16 protein-coding genes are annotated in these 15,851 nt (G+C 75.6%); 5 read left to right on the plus strand and 11 right to left on the minus strand.

Annotated elements, in window-relative coordinates; all coding sequences use genetic code 11:
• Positions 1-148: 148 nt before the first annotated feature.
• The gene (locus WDV06_RS32005; RefSeq protein ID WP_395513313.1) at positions 149-511 is read right to left on the minus strand and encodes a PRC-barrel domain-containing protein; all 363 of its coding nucleotides are present in this window, start codon (positions 509-511) and stop codon (positions 149-151) included.
• A 362-nt stretch (positions 512-873) separates the two neighbouring features.
• On the minus strand, positions 874-1,251 hold the full coding sequence (locus WDV06_RS32010) for a helix-turn-helix transcriptional regulator (RefSeq protein WP_395513314.1): 378 nt from the start codon (positions 1,249-1,251) through the stop codon (positions 874-876).
• Positions 1,252-1,447: 196 nt separating this feature from the next.
• Here WDV06_RS32010 and WDV06_RS32015 point away from each other — a divergent pair, with 196 nt between their 5' ends.
• The gene (locus tag WDV06_RS32015; RefSeq protein WP_395513315.1) at positions 1,448-2,365 is read left to right on the plus strand and encodes a SigB/SigF/SigG family RNA polymerase sigma factor; all 918 of its coding nucleotides are present in this window, start codon (positions 1,448-1,450) and stop codon (positions 2,363-2,365) included.
• A gap of 37 nt (positions 2,366-2,402) precedes the next feature.
• Here the strand turns inward: WDV06_RS32015 and WDV06_RS32020 are convergent, their stop codons facing one another.
• The 4 genes from WDV06_RS32020 to WDV06_RS32035 form a co-directional block, all read right to left on the minus strand.
• On the minus strand, positions 2,403-2,870 hold the full coding sequence (locus tag WDV06_RS32020) for an ATP-binding protein (protein WP_395513327.1): 468 nt from the start codon (positions 2,868-2,870) through the stop codon (positions 2,403-2,405).
• Positions 2,871-2,922: 52 nt separating this feature from the next.
• A complete protein-coding gene (locus WDV06_RS32025; RefSeq protein ID WP_395513316.1) occupies positions 2,923-3,606 on the minus strand; it encodes a hypothetical protein in 684 nt (227 codons plus the stop codon).
• Between the two features lie 200 nt (positions 3,607-3,806).
• Positions 3,807-4,211, minus strand: coding sequence for a YybH family protein (locus WDV06_RS32030; RefSeq protein ID WP_395513317.1), 405 nt, complete (start codon positions 4,209-4,211; stop codon positions 3,807-3,809).
• Positions 4,212-4,218: 7 nt separating this feature from the next.
• Positions 4,219-5,268 (minus strand): hypothetical protein, encoded by a 1,050-nt coding sequence (locus WDV06_RS32035; RefSeq protein WP_395513318.1) that lies wholly within the window; start codon positions 5,266-5,268, stop codon positions 4,219-4,221.
• Between the two features lie 254 nt (positions 5,269-5,522).
• Between WDV06_RS32035 and WDV06_RS32040 the strand changes: the two genes are divergently transcribed.
• The gene (locus WDV06_RS32040) at positions 5,523-7,076 is read left to right on the plus strand and encodes an SDR family oxidoreductase (RefSeq protein WP_395513319.1); all 1,554 of its coding nucleotides are present in this window, start codon (positions 5,523-5,525) and stop codon (positions 7,074-7,076) included.
• A gap of 21 nt (positions 7,077-7,097) precedes the next feature.
• Here the strand turns inward: WDV06_RS32040 and WDV06_RS32045 are convergent, their stop codons facing one another.
• Positions 7,098-8,411, minus strand: coding sequence for an MFS transporter (locus WDV06_RS32045; RefSeq protein ID WP_395513320.1), 1,314 nt, complete (start codon positions 8,409-8,411; stop codon positions 7,098-7,100).
• Positions 8,412-8,540: 129 nt separating this feature from the next.
• Between WDV06_RS32045 and WDV06_RS32050 the strand changes: the two genes are divergently transcribed.
• On the plus strand, positions 8,541-9,479 hold the full coding sequence (locus WDV06_RS32050) for a LysR family transcriptional regulator (RefSeq protein ID WP_395513321.1): 939 nt from the start codon (positions 8,541-8,543) through the stop codon (positions 9,477-9,479).
• Positions 9,480-9,561: 82 nt separating this feature from the next.
• On the opposite strand, the gene WDV06_RS32055 is transcribed toward WDV06_RS32050, so the two are convergent.
• Positions 9,562-10,071: a hypothetical protein gene (locus tag WDV06_RS32055; protein WP_395513322.1), complete on the minus strand. Its 510-nt coding sequence runs from the start codon at positions 10,069-10,071 to the stop codon at positions 9,562-9,564.
• A gap of 396 nt (positions 10,072-10,467) precedes the next feature.
• Between WDV06_RS32055 and WDV06_RS32060 the strand changes: the two genes are divergently transcribed.
• Positions 10,468-11,358 (plus strand): DUF4436 family protein, encoded by an 891-nt coding sequence (locus WDV06_RS32060; RefSeq protein ID WP_395513323.1) that lies wholly within the window; start codon positions 10,468-10,470, stop codon positions 11,356-11,358.
• 29 nt (positions 11,359-11,387) lie between these two features.
• On the plus strand, positions 11,388-11,681 hold the full coding sequence (locus tag WDV06_RS32065) for a hypothetical protein (RefSeq protein WP_395513324.1): 294 nt from the start codon (positions 11,388-11,390) through the stop codon (positions 11,679-11,681).
• 327 nt (positions 11,682-12,008) lie between these two features.
• Here WDV06_RS32065 and WDV06_RS32070 read toward each other — a convergent pair whose 3' ends face one another.
• The 3 genes from WDV06_RS32070 to WDV06_RS32080 all read right to left on the minus strand — a co-directional run bounded on the left by WDV06_RS32070 (position 12,009) and on the right by WDV06_RS32080 (position 15,596).
• Positions 12,009-12,380: a peptidase inhibitor family I36 protein gene (locus tag WDV06_RS32070; protein WP_395513325.1), complete on the minus strand. Its 372-nt coding sequence runs from the start codon at positions 12,378-12,380 to the stop codon at positions 12,009-12,011.
• Positions 12,377-12,928 (minus strand): hypothetical protein, encoded by a 552-nt coding sequence (locus tag WDV06_RS32075; RefSeq protein WP_395513328.1) that lies wholly within the window; start codon positions 12,926-12,928, stop codon positions 12,377-12,379. Before WDV06_RS32075 ends, WDV06_RS32070 begins: the two co-directional genes overlap by 4 nt.
• 991 nt (positions 12,929-13,919) lie before the next feature.
• Complete coding sequence (locus WDV06_RS32080) at positions 13,920-15,596, minus strand: DUF4153 domain-containing protein (protein ID WP_395513326.1); 1,677 nt, start codon at positions 15,594-15,596, stop codon at positions 13,920-13,922.
• Between the last annotated feature and the right edge of the window lie 255 nt (positions 15,597-15,851).

The following is a 15,851-nucleotide window of genomic DNA, read 5'->3' on the forward strand; positions in this document are numbered from 1 at the left end:
CCCCCCCCCCCCCCCCCCCCCCCCCCCCCCCCCCCCCCCCCCCCCCCCGCGCGCCGCCCCCCCCCCCCCCCCGCCCCACCCGGGCCCCCCCCCCCCCCGGCGGGCCCGCCGGCCGCCCCCCCCCCCGGCCCTCCGCGCGCTGTGCCCGTCAGCGCTGCTGGCGGCGCACGGTGTCGCCCCAGTAGCCGCCGACCTCCCGGTGGTAGTCGGCGTCGCCGAGGTGCTTTTCCTTGACGAAGTCCGGTGAGTCCTTGACCTGTTCCCTGGTCCGGTCGACGTAGACCTTCTCCTCGGCGGTGTCCACCCGGGTGATCGTGCCGGCCGGCAGGAGCACCTCCCTGCCGAAGATCCAGGGGCCGGTGTCCACGACGATCCAGGACGCGTCGGTGTCGTACGAGTGCTTGTCGACCTTGCCGATGGTGCCGTCCAGGGCCTCCACCTTGTAGCCGGTGAGGTCCCGGTCCTCGAAGTGGGCGACGGTCAGGTGGTAGGCCCAGATGTTGTCGTTCACGGGTGCGGGTTCCTTTCTCCGTGGCGGGTCAGTACGCGGACGCCCAGGCCGAGAAGACCGGCCGCGGCGGCCAGGAGGGCCGCGCGGCCGGGTGCCGCCGTACGGGGGCGGGGGCCGGGTTTCGGGCGCGCCGCATGGTGGGCGACCGCGGTGGGCCCGTGGCGGGCCGGGCGGGCCGGCCGGGGCAACACGGGCAGGAGACGGCGCAGTTGGCGCGGAATCGTGCCGGCTCCGGAGGGGTACCGCCGGCGGCTCGCGCCGGGAGGGAGGGTCGCCATGCGGCTCGCCTGCCCCGGATCGGCGGATCGACGCACACCGGTTTCCCGGTCCCGCCGCGCGGCGGGACGAGCACCGTGCGGCCGCTACGCGGTGGCCTGGGGCTCCCGGTCCGCGGGTCCGGCGGCCGCCGGCCCGTCCGCGGAGGGCAGGGGCACGGCCTGCGGTGCGGCGAGGTAGGCCAGCAGGCCGGCGATCTCCCGGCCGGCCTCCGCCGGGTGGCGGAAGCGCGCGCCGGGGGCGATGACGTAGCGGTTGCGCCGGCCGTCGCGGGTGCGGGTGAGGTACCCGTCCGCCTGGAGGTCGGTGACGATCGCCTGCACGGTGCGTTCGGTGAGTCCGCAGACCGCGGCGATGTCGCGCAGGCGGACTCCCGGGTCCCGCGCGATGGCGATCAGAACCCGTGCGTGGTTGGTCAGGAAGGTCCAGCGGTTCCGGCGGGACCCCAGGTGCTCGCTCTCCACGCAGCCATTTTCGAGACCTTACCCACGAAAGGCAAATCCCGAAATGTTTTTCCTGTATCGCTTGACGTGTGTCCGCTCTCCAGGCAGGGTGCATGGTGAGCGGAACCGAACTTCCATGTGATCGGAACGATCGAGCCACCTGATCGGAACGATCGAGCCACGCACCGCAAGCACCCGTGCTCAAGGAGTGGAGACGATGACCCTGACGGCTACTGCCGAGGTGACGACCCCCACGACGCCGGCCACGGCGGCCACACCCGCCGCGGCGACCCCCGGACTCGACGGCCTTCCGGACGTCCCGTGCCCGCGGGAGGTGGACCCGGTCGAGGCCCGTCAGCTGACGCGGGTGTTCTTCGAGCGGCTGAGGAGCCTGGAAGAGGGCACCCGCGAGTACCAGTACGTACGCAACACGCTGATCGAGATGAACATCTCCCTGGTGAACTTCGCGGCCCGCCCGTTCCGGGACCGTCCCGGCGGACCGGAGAACGAGGACATCGTGCAGGTCGGCATCATCGGCCTGATCAAGGCGATCGACCGGTACGAACTCGACCGCAACACCCAGTTCTCCACCCTCGCCCTGCCGTACATCACGGGCGAGATCAAGCGGCACTTCCGCGACACCACCTGGGCCGTACGGGTTCCCCGCCGCCTCCAGGAGCTGCGCTCACTGCTGGCCAGGTCCACCGAGGACCTGACCTCGGCGACGGGCCGCGCGCCGACCCCCGCCGAGCTGGCGGCGCACCTGGACCTGGACGAGGAGGAGGTCCGCCAGGGCCTGGTCGCGGCGAACGGCTACACCACGCAGTCCATCGACGCCCCCGTGGGCTCCGCCGAGGGCCGCGAGGCGGCGCCCGGGTCCGCCGGACCGGCGCAGACGCTCGCCGAGACCCTGGGCGAGACCGACCACGCCCTGGAGGCCGTCGAGGACCTGCACGCCCTCGCGCCCCTGCTGTCGGAGCTGGACGAACGCACCACGCGCATCCTGGAGTTGCGCTTCGGCCAGGAGATGACGCAGCGTCAGATCGGTGAGGAGATCGGCATGTCGCAGATGCACGTGTCGCGCCTGCTCACGCGCACCCTGGGCGCCCTGCGCGAGGAGCTGTTGCGGGACTGAGTCCCGCCTCCGTTCCCCGCAACGCGGACGGCCCGCCTCACGGCGGGCCGTCGCGGCGTTCCGTCCCGTGGAGGTCCGTCCCGTCGCGGTGTTGCGTCCCGCCGGGCGGCCGGAAACAGGCCGTGATCGTCTTCCGGTGTTCGCCCGGGTGCACGTCCCAGGTGTCGGCGAGGGCCGCGACGATCGCCAGGCCGCGCCCGGACGTCGCCCGCTCGTCGGACCGCCGCGGCCGTGGCAGGTTCGGGTCGGCGTCCGCCACGCTGACGTGCAGGCAGCGGCCGTCCCAGGTCAGCACGAGATGCGCGGTGCTCGCGGCGTGCACATGGGCGTTCGTCACCAGCTCGGACACGGCGAGCAGGACGGAGTGCACCGTGTCCGGGGCGTCCCGGGCCCAGTCCAGGGACTCCAGGTGCCCGGCGGTCCACACCCGGGCCGCGCGGGCCCCCGCGGCCACCGGAAAGGAATGGGCCCAGCCCACCGCTCGCAGCTCCAACACCCTCACCATCCGCGTTCCGACGTCGTGCACGTCCGCGCCTACCCGGCGCTCCCCCCGGTACTCACCTCGCCCCGGACCCCGCTCCGGATCCCCGCTGGTGGCGCAGCCACGCCGTCAGGGCGGCCTGGAGTTCGGCCACTTCGCGGTGGGAGAGGGTCTCGCCGACGCGGCCGACGTTCAGGCGCACGCCCGTACCCGTGACGGTCCAGCCCGCTCCGCGCCGGGGCCGGGAGGTGAGGGTGCGCCCCTCGGCGAGGCTGCGCAGGGCCTCGCGGACCGCCGGGGGCGCGCCGGCCCGGCCGGCCGGGAGGGCGGACCCGGCGCGGGGGACGAGGCCGATCGAGGCGTAGAAGTCGCTCAGGGCGTCCTCCAGCACCCCGGGGCCCGCGGGGGCCGCGCCCGTGAACTCGGCGATCAGCTCCGGATGCGCCCGCGGCGCGTGCTCGCCCCACGGGCGGGAGTGGAGGGGGTGCTCGTCGGTGTCGAGGCGGACGCAGGCCGGGGTGATCAACTCCCGCGTGTAGCCCTGATGGTGGAGGTCGGCGTACAGCTTGCGCAGCGTCGCGGCCTGGCGCGGGACCGGGTGCGGATCCCGGCCGACCGGCGCGTGCGGCCGGGCGGGCCGCACCTCCATGCCGAGGAGGCCGCCGCTGTGGTGCAGCACGCCCGCCTGGGTGAGCACCACCGTCGCCTGCCGGCCCTTCCTGTCGCAGCCGAGCCTGAACCCCACCACCATGGTCCCCATCGGGCCCGCTCCTCCCCGGCCGCCGCTTGGCCCGGCCGTGCGCACCACGGTAGTCAGGACGGCCCCGGCCGGGGCCGACATGACGGAGCTTCACCTCCGCCCGGCCCGGATGTGCTACGGCGGGGCCGGCCCCCGCGAGGACGTGGGGCTCGGCGCGGGGCGCTCGGGCGGCCGGTCCGCGACGCGGGCGGGGTCAGGCGTCAGACGTCAGGGGTCACCGTGTCGCCGTGGCGGTGGGCCACCCGCCACTCGCCGTCCTCCCTGCGGTACACCTGGGTGGCCCGCAGGGTGTAGGTGCGCGGCTCGCCGTCGACGGAGGCGGAGACGTGCTCCAGCGCCGCCGTGTAGGCCATGTCACCGGCTACGTCGTACGCCTGGAGTTCGAAGGCGTACGACGTGCAGTCGGAGAAGCTCTCCTCCAGGGCGGAGAAGAGCTCCTCGACCTCCCGCCGTCCGACGGCGTTGCGCCACGCCCCCAGGACGCTCACCGGTTCCTCGTGCGACCACAGCTCCCGGCGCTGCGCGGCGTCACCGTCGTGCAGCGCGCGCTCCGCCCGGTACAGGGCGGTCTCGACCCAGAGCCTGAAGTCCTCGCGGTCGCTCATCCCCTCATCATGCACCCGGGGGAGCCGGGGCGGCGGAGTCCGCGGCCGAGGCGATGAGGGCCTGGGCGAGGTTCTCCTTGCGCATGCGCTGGTCGACGTAGAGCAGGGCCAGGACCAGTTGGGAGTAGCCGAGCTGGAGGACGGAGCCGATGACGGAGCCGAGCAGGACGCAGGCCATGTAGCCCATGAGGCCGAACACCAGCGTGCTCGGCTGCGCCGCGTCGCCCGTCGCCGTGACGGCGGGGATGAGGGCGAAGAGGCCGATGAAGGTGAACGGCAGCTGGACGACGGAGCCGACCACCGCCGCCAGGAGGTAGGCGAGGGCCCCGATGCCGCACGTGCGCCACCAGGCACCCTCGACCAGCCGCGAGGAGCGCCGCATCGCCGCGACCGGGCCGAGCCCCTCGCACACCGCGACGGCGGGCGCCAGGCTGAAGCGGACGGTGAGCCACACCGCGAAGGGCATCCACAGCAGCATCCCGACCGGCAGCAGGAACACGCCGACCGGCGGGGCCGCGTCGTGGGCCACGGCCGTGAGGGCCGGCAGGACGCAGGCCGCGTAGAGGAGCAGCAGCGGCCCGCCCGTGAGCAGCCCCACGCACAGCACGACGCCGAGGACGGCGGGCAGCCGCGACCAGCAGCGCCGCCACAGCGCCGAGAACGTCACGGGGCGGCCGAGCACCGCCTCCTGGATCACGGCGGGGCACAGGGCCCCGATCATCGCCGTGAGCAGGACCATGGTGACCGTGAACAGGACCACGACCGGTGCCAGCCACAGGAGCAGGGCCGCCACGTCGCCCGCGGCGGGGGTTTCCCCCGCCGGCAGGTCGAACACGGCGGCGAACTCGTTCCGCACTCCGATGGCGGCGAGCCCGATCGCCGCGGCGACCAGCAGGATCCCGATGCCCTGGACCAGGAGGACGGCTCCGGTCAGGGGCTTCCAGTGGCGGCGGAACGCGGTGAAGGCCCCGCCCAGCACCTCGCCCGTCCGCAGCGGCCGGAGCGGGATGACTCCCGGCTGCGGCGCGGGCGGCGCCCACCCTCCCCACGGCGGCACGGGCTGTCCGGGATATCCCGGGTGGGGCTGTCCCCACCCCGCGTTGTGCGACATCGCTGTGTCCCCCCTCGAAAAGGGTCACCGTAACCCGGCGCCGCGCGCCCGGGTACGGCGGCCCCGGCCGCGCGGCGTTGCGCCCGGCCCGTACGGGGTCCAGGCTCGGAGGGGCGGATCGGAAGGCGCGCTGCATCCCGCGCGCCACCGCAACAGGGACGGGAGCCAGCCATGACCGGTGACGGACGAAGCCCCGGGAGGTGCCGGCCGTGACGGGTGGTCTGTGCCTGGTGACCGGTGCGACCGGCTACATCGGCGGCCGGCTGGTGCCCGAGCTCCTGAACGCCGGCTACCGGGTCCGGGCGCTGGCCCGGTCACCCGAACGGCTGCGCGACCACCCCTGGGCCGGACGCGTCGAGGTGGCGCGCGGCGACGTCACCGACGGGGACTCGCTGGACCGGGCCCTGCGCGGGGTGGACGTCGCCTACTACCTGGTGCACGCCCTCAGCGCCGGTCCCGGCTTCGAGGAGCGCGACCGGGCCGCCGCCCGCCTGTTCGCCGACCGGGCCCGGCGGGCGGGTGTACGGCGCATCGTCTACCTGGGCGGTCTCACCCCGGCCGGACCGTCCTGCGAGGAGCTCTCCCCGCACCTGCGCTCCCGGGCCGAGGTGGGCCGCATCCTGCTGGCCTCCGGGGTCCCCTGCACGGTCCTGCGGGCGGCCGTGGTCATCGGCTCGGGCTCGGCCTCGTTCGAGATGCTGCGCTACCTGACGGAACGGCTGCCCGTCATGATCACACCGAGCTGGGTGGGCACCCGGGTGCAGCCCATCGCGGTGCGCGACGTGCTCCGCTACCTCGTCGGGAGCGCCGCGATGCCGCCCGAGGTCAACCGGGCCTTCGACATCGGCGGACCGGACGTCCTCACGTACGAGGAGATGATGCACCGCTACGCGGAGGTGGCCCGGCTCCCGCAGCGGCGGATCCTGCGCGTGCCCATGCTCAGCCCGGGCCTCTCCAGCCTGTGGATCGGCCTGGTCACCCCGGTGCCGCGGGCGCTGGCCCGGCCGCTGGCGGAGTCGCTGCGGCACGAGGTGGTGTGCGCGGAGCACGACATCACCCGCTGGGTGCCCGATCCGCCCGGCGCCCCGCTGGGCTTCGACCGGGCCCTCGCCCTGGCCCTGGAGCGGGTCCGCGAGGCCCGGGTGAGCACCCGGTGGTCCTCCGCGTCCCTGCCCGGCGCACCGAGCGACCCCCTGCCCACCGACCCGGACTGGGCGGGCGGCAGCCTCTACACCGACGACCGCGGCACGGAGGTGGCGGCACCGCCGGAAGCGCTGTGGCGGGTGGTGGAGGGCATCGGCGGGGAGAACGGCTGGTACTCCTTCCCGCTGGCGTGGGCGGTGCGCGGCTGGCTGGACCGGCTGGTCGGCGGCGCCGGTATCCGCCGGGGCCGCCGCGACGCCAGCCGGCTGCGGGTCGGCGACGCCCTCGACTTCTGGCGCGTCGAGGAGATCGAGCCGGGCCGGCTGCTGCGGCTGCGCGCCGAGATGCGGGTGCCGGGGCTGGCCTGGCTGGAGATGTACGCCGAACCCGACCCGGTCCACGAGGGCCGCTCGCACTACCGGCAGCGCGCCCTCTTCCACCCGCGCGGCCTGCTCGGCCACATGTACTGGTGGGCCGTCAGCCCCTTCCACGCGGTGGTCTTCGGCGGCATGGCCCGCAACATCGCCCACGCGGCCGAACAGCTCCCCGCCGCCCCCGGCTCCCCCTCCCCCTCCCTGCCCGCCCCGTCCGGTCCGGTGCCCCGTCCCTGAGCAGCGCCCCGCGGCGGCGCGCTACGGGCGGCCCCGCCCGTCCCCGCTCGGGCCGCCCGCCCCCGCCGGGGCGGGACCGGACGCCTCCGGGGCGGGGTCCCGGCGTGGCAGCAGCAGGGGGGTGGCCAGCAGGAACACGCCGGCCAGGGCGATGGCCGGACGCGGGCCGAGGAGGGTGCCCAGGACGCCCCAGACGGCGGTGAACAGGGCCGTGGCGGCCTTCGTCGTCACCGACCAGGCGGAGAGCGTACGGGCGACGCGCTCGGACGGGGTGCGCCGGAGGCGGTAGGCGGCGCTGACGGGGTTGAAGACCCCGCAGCAGAGGATGAGCCCGCATTCGACGCCCATGACCAGCAGCAGACCGCCGGTGCCCGGCCCCACGAAGGCCAGGCCCACGGACCACAGCGCGCGCAGCGACCCGGACAGGGTCAGGACCCGGTGCTCCCCGTACCGGGTGACCAGCGGGCGGGCCAGCCGCGCGCCGAGGAGCCCGCCGAGCGAGGGCGCGGCGAAGGCGAGGCCGTACTGCCAGGGCTCGAACCCCAGGCGGCCGAGCATCAGGACGGCCAGCAGCGGCGAGGTGGCCATCACCAGGCCGTTGAACAGGGCGGCGTTGAGGAACAGGGGGCGCAGGGCGGTGTCGGCGAGCAGGTGGCGCCAGCCGTCGAGGAGGTCCCGGGCCCGCGGGCGCCCGCCCTCCCGGGGCGGGGGCGGCGGTTCGTGGCCGCCCATCGCGCCCAGGCACAGGGCGGAGAGCAGGTAGCCGGCCGCGTCCGCCACCACCGTCGCCACGGGGCCGAGGAGACCGGTCACCAAGCCGCCGAGCGGCGGCCCGACGATGGTGGTCGTCCAGGTGGTGGACTCGAACCGGGCGTTGGCGACGAGCAGGTCCCCGGCCGGGAGCAGGTTCTTCAGGTAGGCGCCGGAGGCGGTGCGGAAGGTGATGTCGGCCGCCGCGACGACCACGGACACCAGCAGGAGCTGGAGGAAGGTGAGGACTCCGAGCGCGTACCCGGCGGGGACCGTCAGCAGGGCCGCGCACCGCACCAGGTCCGTCGCGATCAGCACCGGCCGCTTGCGCCGGAACTCCACCCACGGCCCGAGCGGCACCGCCGCGGCCGCGCCCACCGCGGCTCCGGCGCAGGCGAGCGCGGCGACCTCGGCCGGCCCGGCGTGCAGCACCCGGACGGCGATCAGGGGGAACGCTCCGAAGGCGAGCCAGGTGCCGAGGGCGCTGGTCCCGTACGCTCCCCACAGCCACCCGAACGGACGCCCCGGCCGCTGCCGGCGCGGCCTTCCCGGCCCCCGCAGCCCGCCGCTCTTCGTGTCCGTCACCGCACGCCCCCGCTCCCGTCCGCACAACCGATCGGTGTGCGGCAGCATCAAAGCGGGAGCCGTGGCCCGGGATCAAACAACCGGAGGGGCACCGGTCACAACTGCCGGTTGTGGCCCTAGGGTGGGTCCATGGACCTCGACACCGTCCGGACCTTCGTCGCCGCCGCCGACGCGGGGCGGTTCCAGGAGGCGGCCGCCGAGCTGGGGGTCACCCAGCAGGCCGTCTCCAAGCGCGTCGCCGCGCTGGAGCGGGCCCTCGGGGTGCGGCTGTTCACCCGTACCCCGCGCGGCGCCGAACTGACCATCGACGGGCAGGCCTTCCTGCCCCACGCCCGCGAACTGCTGCGCACCGCCGAGCGGGCGGTCGCGGCCGTCCGTGCGGACCGCCGCCCGCTGCGCGTCGACGTGATCAACTCGCGCGGAGCGGTGACGGGCCTGATGCGCGAGTTCCACCGCGCGCACCCCGAGGTCGAGCTCGACGTGGTGATGCTGGTCGAGATCGACGCGGCCGTGGCCGCCATCCGCTCCGGTGCGATCGACGCGTCCTTCCGGGCCGTCACCGCGCCCGGCCGGCCGCTCCCGGAGGACGTGGAGGCGGTACGGGTGCTCGACGAGCCGCTCCAGCTCCTCACCGGTCCCGCCCACGCGCTGGCGGGCGCCCGGTCGGTCACGCTCGCCGAACTGGCAGGGCACCGGATCTGGATGCCCGGGGTGGTGCCCGGCACCGAGTGGACCGCCTACTACGACGACCTGGTCGCCCGGTTCGGGCTCACCCTGGAGGCGACGGGGCCCAACTTCGGCTCCGACGCGCTCCTCGACACGATCGCCGACACCCCGGCCCTGGCCACCTTCATGGGCGGGGGAACCCGGCTCGTCTGGCCGGCCGGCCACGGTCTGCGCCGCATCCCGGTGACCGGTCCGACACCGGTCTACCCGCACGCGCTGCTCTGGCGCCGCGGCAACCCGCACCCGGGGCTGGCGTCCCTTCGGGCACATCTCGCCGGTGTGGCGGTCGGAGGGGACACCGACGACGGGACCTGGATGCCGGACTGGGTGATCCCGCGCTGACGCCGGACGCGGCCCCGGCACACCCGGAGGCCGCCCGGGCCGACCCCCTGCGGGGGCGCGGCCGGGCGGCCCGGGGAGGAGGTCAGCAGGGGCGGATGTGGTAGACCGGGGTCCAGGAGGCCGTGCCGCTGTCCTTGGCCACGTTGGACCAGCGCTCGCTGCCGTTCTGGTTGTAGAAACGGGCCCGGGTGCCCGAGCTCTGGTTGTTGTTGAACGTGCCGTCGCCGACACCGCCGAAGTCGTAGTAGCCGCAGTAGTAGTAGTCGTAGTTGTTGCCGAGCCCGTCCCTGATGCACAGGTGCCCGTTGGCGCAGTCCAGCGCCTGGCCGGGGGCGGCCAGGTCCCGCGTCTCGCTCTGGCCGGGGGCCCTGAGGACCAGGTCGCCGCCGGCGATGGAGAGCTTGTTCGCGGAGGTCTGGCGCGCCTGCGGGTCGGACGCGAGGACGGAGTCGACCCGCTGCTGGAGTGCGGCCGCCTGCGCGGCGGACAGTCCCGCGGCGCGGGCCTGCCGGGTGAAGGTGCTCTGGGGTGAGGTCGAGGCCTGGGCGGTCAGTACCGGGCCCGCGATCAGTGCCGCGGTAACGGTCGTCATCGCCAGGATCCTGCGCGGTGCCATGCGTTTCCCCTCTTGTTTCGGCAGCCAGGATGCCGACCGCTCGTGGCGGCGGCCTGGGAGTCGTGGAACCCATCGTTCCCAAGCGGGGCGGGGGGTTGAAGAGCGGAATCAGCCGGATCGCGGCTCTTGTACGGATACCTCGGGTGCGTCCCGGCCCCAGCAGGCACGGACGTATCCGATCAGATGTGTGGCCAATGCATCATTGCGCCTGGCGGGGTCGGGTTTCCCGGCGTCCGACGGCCGGACCGGGGCGGGTGGCTCGATGGGACGCGCCGCGCCGCCACCACCCGGACGGCTCGGGTGGCGGCGACGCGGGGGAAGCGTTTCGCTGGCCGGGCCAACCCGTTCCGCTCCTCCTCCGCCGGAGTCACCATGCCCCCCACCCGGGACGCGCCCCGGCCGCGCCGCTCCAGGACCTCGCTCCTGCCGGTCCTGATCCCCATCGCGGTCCTGATCGTGGCCGCGGTGGGCGTCGGGTCGTGGCTTCAGTACGCGGAGCGGCAGGCCGGCGACACGGTCCACACCGTCGGTTCCACCGCCGCCGACCGGGTGGACGTGGTGGCCACCGTCCAGCGGGTCGACGCCTCCGCCCGGGAGCTGGTGCTCCGGGTCCGGGTCGTCCCGCGCGGCGGCCTCGGCGAGGAGGACGCGAGCGCCCCGGTGGCCGCCCTCGTCCTCCAGACCTCCGCGGCGACGCTGGGCGATCTGGCGTTCAAGGCACACGAACGGCTCACGACCCGGGACGTGCAGGTCGCCCTCACGGGCGGGTCGATCGGCGACTACCCGTTCGACACCTACGAGACCGACGTGGAGTTCCGGGCCGTACTGGGGGACCGGCAGGTGCCGGTGCGGCTGCTGTTCTCCAACAACGACCCGCTCTTCTCGGTCACCGCCGACCCCCTCTCCTCCCGGCAGGAGGCCGTCTTCGGGCTGTCGGTGGCCCGTTCCGGCAGCCTGCTCGTCTTCGCGGGGTTCATGATGGTGGTGATGTGGGCGCTGGCCGCGTCGGTGATCATCGGAACGTGGTACCTGATGACGCGGGGCGAGGGCCTGGTCTGGCCGGCCCTGTCCTGGATGGCCGCCACCCTGTTCGCCCTCTCGGCCTTCCGCAACACCGCTCCCGGCTCACCGCCGATCGGCTGCGTGGTGGACTGGTTCGCCTTCCTGTGGGCCGAGACCGTCATCGCCCTCTGCCTGATCGCCGTCGTCGTCACCGGCGTCCGCTCCGCCCTCCGCCCCGACGACACCGGGCACACCCCCTGACGGGGGCCGGTGTCGGGGAGCCGGGTGGGGTGCCGGGGGTCCGGGGGCGGCCGCTGCGGCAGCGGCTCGCCACGCACGTGGCGACCCTGGTGCTCGGGGCCGGCGCGGTGCTGGCGCTGGGCGGGGGCTCCCCCGCCGGAGCCGCGGGCGGGTCTCCCGTGGAGGAGCGGACCTGCCGGTCCCCCGGCGCGCACCCGCACCCCTCGCTGTGGGCGCCGGCGGCGGGAGCGGCCCGTACGGCGAAGGAGCCGTCCTCATGGGCGGGCAGGGTCACCCCCGGACAGGAGCGCCTCACCGGTACCGACGCGTGCTGCCGGTGCTGAATCCGGTGACCGAGGGGGACGCGCTGGTGGTCGACATCACGCTGACGGGTTCCTGCCCCGGCCCGGTCGCGGTCACCGACACGCAGGGGGACACGTTCCGCGTCGTCGCGGACGAGACCGACGCCGCCCGGCACCGGACCCTGGTCCTGACCGCCTCCGGGGCCCACCCGCTCGGCACGGCCGACTCGCCGCACGCGACGTTCCCGCACGCGAGCGGATACCAGATCGCCGTCGACGCGTTCCGCGGCGTCAGCGCGGCCGTCCGCGCAGGCCCACGACGGCACCGCCTACCGGGTGGACCCGGCGGCGCGGCCCCGCCGGAGGGGCTCAGCAGCCGGTGGTCCATGTGTGGGAGCCGCCCTGGTCGTTGGCGCCGGCGTTGTAGCCCACCTCCTGCCCGGGCGCCAGACAGAGCGTGACCCGGCCCAGCAGCTCACGGCCCTCGTACACCTTGACGTGGTCGGGCACGCCCGGGCCGGAGACGCCGTGGTTGGCCCAGGAGGAGTCGTGCTTGAACATGTCGCCCTCCCACCAGTGGTCGTCGCCGCTGTGCTCGATCTTCAAGCCGTCGAAGTTCGCGTCGGTCCAGACGCAGAAGTAGCCGCTGCGGCAGTCGGCCGCCTCGGCGGCGGCCGAGGTGGCCAGCACCGCGCCGGTCGTGAGCAGGGCGGCCGCGAGGAGGGTGGTGAAGCGCTTCATGCGGGTGGGTTTCCTTTCGGTGGCGGGGTTTCTTCGAGCAGGTGCGTGGCTTCGGTGAGGGCGTGGGCGCGCAGCCGCTCCCAGTCGGCGATCTCGGCGCGGTGCCGGGCCCGGACCTCGGCGAGGTCCCGGTGGGTGTGGTCGGCTTCGGGCCGCAGGTTGTTGACGACGACCGAGGCGCGGAACCAGCCGGGCTGGTCCCCGTACAGCCGCTGCTGGGCGGCGGCGAGGCAGCCGTCGGTGTGGGCGCGTACGACGTAGCCGGTGGGCAGGGTGAGGGACAGCTCGGCCGGGCCCGTGCCGAAGAGGGCCGCGCTGACCCGCGCGTCGTCGGTCCCCGACGGCCGGGCCGCTCCGCTGCGGGGCGGGACGAGCCCCCGGCGGGTCAGGCACGCGTCGGTGAGGCGCTGGGTGGCGGCCTTGATCACCTCGTCCGGGTCGGCGGCGCGCCCCGCGGGCGCGGCGGTGCAGCCGGCCAGCAGCGCGCAGACGGCGGCCGCCGCCGCACCGCGGTGCCCTCGCGGCCGGGACCCGGACAGTTCCTTGATCACAGTCCCGTTGTCTAGCCGCCCGGCCCCGCGGGGCGACAGGGCGGGCGCCCCCGGCTCACCCGATCGGCGGTGCGTTTCACCCGGGAAAACGTTCCGCCGGGGCCGGCCGGGACGGGCAGCGTCTGGGGAACGCGCGCCGCACACCCGGCAGCCCGGATCCAAGCGGCGGACAGGACGACGTCGCGGGGCCGGCAGCGGCGTCCGGGCCGATCCCTTCGAGGACCTGCGGCTCGAAGGACGGGACGCGCCGGCCTGCGAGGGGTCGTCACCCACCTGTCCCAGGGACTCCGACAGCCCCTCCCCGTGCCCCGGGCGAACCGGTGCAGCCGCGGCGCCAAGGCCGCCGTCGCAGCCGAGCGGCGGGAGCCAACCGATCCCTTCGAGGGCCTGCGGCCCGCGCAGAATGGGACGCACCGTCCTCCCCTGTCCCAGGGGCTCCGACAGCCCCTCCGCGCCCCCGGGCGAACCGGTCGGGCCGCCGGGAAACCCGCACCGCGCGGCGAGTGCCCGGCCGTGCTCGGACACGGTGTGGTGCACGGACCGGACGTCACCGCCGCCCTGGGGGCCGCCGGCGCGTCCCCGAGGAGCGGCTGCGCGTCCTGTCGGAGGACGTGCGGCCCACCGGGCTGAGGGTCTCTGGCAGCGACCTGCGCGGGGGCCGCCTCCTCGGCCGAGAGCCGCCCGCACCGGCTCAGGCCTGCGCCGCGGACGTGGACCGGCCCTGCGGGACGGGGCGCCCCGGTACGGAGCCGCCCGGGACCGCTCCTCGCCGGCTTCGGCCGGCGGGTGCCGCCCGGCCGCCCGCGCCACCGGACGGTGAGCGCGGCGGCGTCCGTGCGGACCGGCCCACGGGCCTGCCGGACGGTGCCGGGGGGTCCGGCCGTGGCCCCCTTGCCCCTCCCCCGGGCGGACCGTCCCGTCCGGCGGCCGGATCGGGCAGGGGGCCGTCCCTGCGGCCCGGGGCGGGAACGGCCGGGCGCGGGGCGGCCTACTCGTGGCGGCTGCCGTATGCGCCGAGGCGGACGCACGTGTCGCGGTCCGCCGTCACGGGACGTTCGCGCAGGATCCCCCGGGCGCGGTACTCACCGAGGCTGGTCGCGTACCAGGGCGAGCCGCCGCCGTGGCCGAGGTCGTCGCGGATCTCCATCAGGGCGCAGGAGCGCAGGGGTTCGGGCAGCCGGTCCAGGGCGGGGGCGGCGTCGGCCGAGAGCCCGCGGAGGTAGGCCAGGTCGATCCGGCCGTGCTGCCGGTGGCGGGTGACACCGCTCTCGGCGATGGTCCCGTCGGGTGAGAGCAGTCCGAAGGCGAGTACGGAGGCGGCCGCGCTGGCGACCACCGCGCGGGCCAGCCAGCGTCCGCCGGCCACCCCGGCCGCCATCACCAGCACGATCACCAGGCCCAGCCACAGCTCCGCGGCGACCACGGACAGCCGCAGCCTGGTCAGCCCGTACGCCTCGACGTACAGGTCCATCCGGCGCACCGCGGAGGCGACGACGACCAGGGTCAGCAGGCACAGCGTTCCCAGCACCGCCCGGACCAGGCGCCGGTCTCCGGCCGTGCCCCGGGGGGCCCAGCGCAGGGCGAGGGCGATCACCGCGAGGACGAAGAGGGTGGCCCACAGCAGCTGCCAGAAGCCCTGGCGCGCGTACTCGGCATGGGTGAGCCCGGTGCTCTCCAGCACCTTGTCGTAACCGCCGAACAGCACGGCCAGCTGTACCGCGTTGAAGCCGGCGAAGAGCAGGTTCAGCAGGATCAGCGGCAGGCTCCACTCCAGCCGCGAACGGGCGGTGCCCGGGCGGGACTTGACCGCGTCCCAGCGGTGCGGGGCGGCCGCGCTGCGGGCGGCGGCGAGGGCCAGGACCGTGCCGGCGAGGAAGAGCAGGATCCGCAGCGGCCCCTCCCCCACGGGGACGTCGGGGACCAGGCCGCCCAGCAGGTCGGCGAAGGCCGCGTCGGCGGAGGCGAACAGCGCCCCGAACACCAGCAGCAGGGCCGCGGCCGCCACGACGCCCTTGAGCAGGGGCAGCCAGCGGTCCCGGCCCACTCCCCCGCCGCGCGCCCGGACGCCCTCCCAGGCCCAGCCGACGCCCGTGACGGCGCTGCCGAGCAAGCCGAGCGGGCTGAGCAGCACCCCGGGCCAGCGGCGTGTGCCGTGCAGGGCCAGGGCGGCCGACAGGACGGCGGTGAGGACCACCGGCGTGGACAACCAGGCGGAGTCCCGCAGCGCCGGCACCGCGAGCAGCGCCACGCAGCCCGCGGCCCACACCAGGCTCCAGGGGCGGGCCTTGCGGCCGGCCGCGCGGGCCGAGGCGTACGCGGCCGCCATGGCGGGGAGGGCGGCGAGGAGTAGCCCGGGGCCCACGCCGTCCCCGAGGACGACGGCGGCGGTCAGCCCGGCGGCGAGGGCGGCCATCAGGGTGGCGGTGCGGACGGGAGCGGCCTCGGCGGGCCGGACGCGGCGCCACACGGAGCGCTCCGCCTTCGCGGCGGCCGCCTCAAGGGCCTGACGTTGCCTCAGTTGCCGTTGGTACGCCGGCCAGTCGACCGGATCGTGACCCGGCAACCCGGGCGCGGGTGGCGCGAACGGAGCCCGCGCGGGCCCTCCCGGGTCAGCCTGCCGGCCTCGTTCCGCCTGCTCGGCGTCGTCGGTGGCCTTCTCGGACATCGGTCCCTCCCCTGTTGCGGAGGGGACAGGTTAGGCCTGCGCCACAAGGTTTTGAACACATTCAACTGCCCCTTGTGGCAGGACCGTGACAATCCGCGGCAGGGCGGACGACCCCGGGGTACACCGCGGGGGGGGGCCCGGGCCGGCCGCCGCGCGCCCCCCCCCCCCCCGGCGGGCCCCGCCCACCGCCCCACGCGGCTGGCCCTGCTCCCCACCCAGACGCCCCGCCGCGGCCCCGGGGAGTCGTAGTACCCG

Origin of the sequence: Streptomyces racemochromogenes (genome assembly GCF_044129415.1) — a bacterium.
Lineage (GTDB): Bacteria > Actinomycetota > Actinomycetes > Streptomycetales > Streptomycetaceae > Streptomyces > Streptomyces racemochromogenes_A.

What these genes read in the sequence shown, in the direction of transcription:
- WDV06_RS32015 (WP_395513315.1), top strand. Translation starts at nt 1,448, where the DNA reads ATGACCCTGACGGCTACTGCCGAGGTGACGACCCCCACGACGCCGGCC.
- WDV06_RS32070 (WP_395513325.1), bottom strand. Translation starts at nt 12,380, where the DNA reads ATGAAGCGCTTCACCACCCTCCTCGCGGCCGCCCTGCTCACGACCGGC.
- WDV06_RS32020 (WP_395513327.1), bottom strand. Translation starts at nt 2,870, where the DNA reads ATGGTGAGGGTGTTGGAGCTGCGAGCGGTGGGCTGGGCCCATTCCTTT.
- WDV06_RS32050 (WP_395513321.1), top strand. Translation starts at nt 8,541, where the DNA reads ATGGACCTCGACACCGTCCGGACCTTCGTCGCCGCCGCCGACGCGGGG.
- WDV06_RS32060 (WP_395513323.1), top strand. Translation starts at nt 10,468, where the DNA reads ATGCCCCCCACCCGGGACGCGCCCCGGCCGCGCCGCTCCAGGACCTCG.
- WDV06_RS32025 (WP_395513316.1), bottom strand. Translation starts at nt 3,606, where the DNA reads ATGGGGACCATGGTGGTGGGGTTCAGGCTCGGCTGCGACAGGAAGGGC.
- WDV06_RS32080 (WP_395513326.1), bottom strand. Translation starts at nt 15,596, where the DNA reads ATGTCCGAGAAGGCCACCGACGACGCCGAGCAGGCGGAACGAGGCCGG.
- WDV06_RS32055 (WP_395513322.1), bottom strand. Translation starts at nt 10,071, where the DNA reads ATGACGACCGTTACCGCGGCACTGATCGCGGGCCCGGTACTGACCGCC.
- WDV06_RS32030 (WP_395513317.1), bottom strand. Translation starts at nt 4,211, where the DNA reads ATGAGCGACCGCGAGGACTTCAGGCTCTGGGTCGAGACCGCCCTGTAC.